We start from the raw sequence: 2,461 nt of genomic DNA on the forward strand, positions 1-2,461 counted from the left end.
CTAAATTTACATCAGCTCCCACACGTTCGCAGATATTTGCTATCTCGTTTATAAAGCTTATTTTGGTTGCTAACATCGAATTTGCAGCGTATTTTGTCATCTCGGCTGACTTTACGTCCATACAAATGAGCCTGTCGTGATTTTTCATAAATGGTTCATAAAGCTCTCTCATCACGCTAAAGCCCCACTCACTGCTAGCTCCGATAACTACGCGATCTGGCTTTAAAAAGTCCTCAACCGCCGCGCCCTCTTTTAAAAACTCGGGGTTTGAGACGACCTCAAATTTGACGTCTATGTTTCTCTTTTTTAGCTCGCCCGCGATCACTTCGGTTACCTTCTCCGCCGTACCCACGGGGACGGTTGATTTATCCACGACGATTAACGGCGAGGTTAAATTTTGCCCGATGCTTTTTGCGACTTCTAGCACGTATCGCAGATCGGCCTGCCCGTCCGCGCCCATAGGCGTACCCACCGCGATAAATAGCACGCTAGCGTGCGCCAAGGCTTCTTTTATATCGACGCTAAATTTGAGCGCGCCGTTTGCCCTGCACTCAGCCACGATTTCAGAAAGTCCGGGCTCATAGATCGGTATAACGCCGCTGTTTAGAGCGTTTATCTTTGCTTCGTCCACGTCCACGCATATGACGTCGTTGCCCATTTTAGCTAGGCACGCGCCGCTAACTAGCCCCACGTAGCCCGTGCCTACGACTGCGATCCTCACAGCCGTTTCTCCCACTCAAGCGCGGTTTTTATGATGAGCGCGAGATCCTCTCTCTTAGGCCGCCAGTTAGTTAATTTTCTTATCTTTTCGGGCTTTGCGATGAGGCACGCCGGATCGCCCTCTCTACGAGGCGCGCTAACTACTTTAAAATCAACCCCGCTTACTTTTTTAGCCGTTTCTATAACCTCTTTTACGCTAAAACCGCGGCCGTAGCCGACGTTAAAGGTCTCGCTTTTTTCATGCTCGTTTAGATACTCCAGCGCGCTTAGATGCGCGTCCGCTAGGTCGCTCACGTGGATGTAGTCCCTCACGCAGGTGCCGTCTGTCGTCGGATAGTCGCTGCCGAAAATCCCCATGCTTTCACGCTTGCCCAGAGCCGTCTGCGTCGCGACTTTGATTAGATGCGTGGCGTTTGGATAGTTTTGCCCGATGAGCCCCTCCTCGTCGGCGCCCGCGACGTTAAAGTAGCGCAAAATCGCAAATTTGAAATTTTCATTTGAAGCGGCGTAGTCTTTGATGATCCACTCGCTCATTAGCTTGCTTCGGCCGTAGGGATTTATCGGATTTGCCGCGGTTTGCTCATCAACCTCGCCGATCTCGGGCTCGCCGTAAACCGCCGCGGTGGAGCTAAAGATAAATTTATTTACGCCGTACTGCTTACAATAGGTCAAAATTTTGGCTACGTTTGCGGTGTTGTTTAGGTAGTATTTTAGCGGATATTGAGTGCTTTCAAAAACCTCGATAAATGCGGCAAAATGGATAATCGCGTCAAATTTGCCCTCCGCAAAAATCCCGCCTAGATCATCCTCTAAATTTGCCTTTATAAATTTAAAATTTCCTATCTTTTGGAGTGCCTCAAGTGCTTTTTGCGAGCCCTTGCAGAGATTGTCGATGATAGTTATCTCATCGCTGCCTTGCTTTAAAAGTGCTTTTACTACGTGGCTGCCGATGTATCCAGCTCCACCTGTTACTAAAATCTTCAAGTTTAAGCCTTTCATAAAAAAGTAGTTAATTTTATCAAAAATAGAGTAAAGCAAAAGTAAAGTAAGGTTAATTTTTAAATTTTGCCTAAAAGCTGCAAAATGGATATCTATCTTTAGAAATTTAAAATAGACTTACAATTTATTTAAAATTTAATCTTTATAATTCCTCATCTACAAAAAAAGGATAAAAAATGAGAAAATTTTTAGTTGCATCTCTTGTCGCAGTTTGCTCATTTGGTGCTGGCTTAAATTTTAAAAGCCTGCAAAGCGACTTTACTCAAACTGTCTTTAGCGAGGGCAAGAGTGTAAATTACAAGGGTAGATTTTACGCTAAAAGCGACAACACCGCACTTTGGATATATGAAAGTCCAACACCAAAGAGGATTTACTTTGACAAAAACAAGGTGGTCGTGATCGAAGATGAGCTTGAGCAAGCCATCATCTCAAGACTAGATGATACGCCAAATTTGACGCAGGTCTTAGCTCACGCAGAGCAAATTCAGCCGACACTTTATAAGGCGATATATGACGGGGTTGAGTACTTTATAACGATCAAAAACACGCTTCCAACGACGATTGATTATAAAGACAAGCTCTCAAATAAGATAAAAATCACTCTAAGCAACCCGGTAAAAGACGCGCTCATCCCAAAAGAGACGCTAACTCCAGTCATCCCACAAGGTTACGACATCGTAAATCAATAAATTTGGCTAGCTTTTAGCCAAATTTACTCACTTCTCTCCGAAGTCTTTTCCAA

3 protein-coding genes are annotated in these 2,461 nt (G+C 44.7%); 1 reads left to right on the forward strand and 2 read right to left on the reverse strand.

All coding sequences use genetic code 11. From position 1 onward, the window contains the following. Both Q0200_RS05330 and galE read right to left on the reverse strand, forming a co-directional pair. A partial coding sequence (locus Q0200_RS05330; RefSeq protein ID WP_297938679.1) for a nucleotide sugar dehydrogenase occupies positions 1-721 on the reverse strand: 721 nt, incomplete at its 3' end. After that, positions 718-1,704: a UDP-glucose 4-epimerase GalE gene (galE, locus tag Q0200_RS05335; RefSeq protein WP_297938670.1), complete on the reverse strand. Its 987-nt coding sequence runs from the start codon at positions 1,702-1,704 to the stop codon at positions 718-720. The genes galE and Q0200_RS05330, both read right to left, overlap by 4 nt. Before the next feature lie 191 nt (positions 1,705-1,895). On the opposite strand from galE, the gene lolA reads away from it, so the two are divergent. Next, a complete protein-coding gene (lolA, locus tag Q0200_RS05340) occupies positions 1,896-2,408 on the forward strand; it encodes a LolA-like outer membrane lipoprotein chaperone (protein WP_103603378.1) in 513 nt (170 codons plus the stop codon). The last annotated feature ends 53 nt before the right edge of the window (positions 2,409-2,461 follow it).

This window comes from uncultured Campylobacter sp. (assembly GCF_938045225.1).
Taxonomy (GTDB): Bacteria; Campylobacterota; Campylobacteria; order Campylobacterales; family Campylobacteraceae; genus Campylobacter_A.

Bases quoted from the DNA above. Each gene is read 5' to 3' on its own strand.
- lolA (WP_103603378.1), top strand. From the start codon at position 1,896: ATGAGAAAATTTTTAGTTGCATCTCTTGTCGCAGTTTGCTCATTTGGT.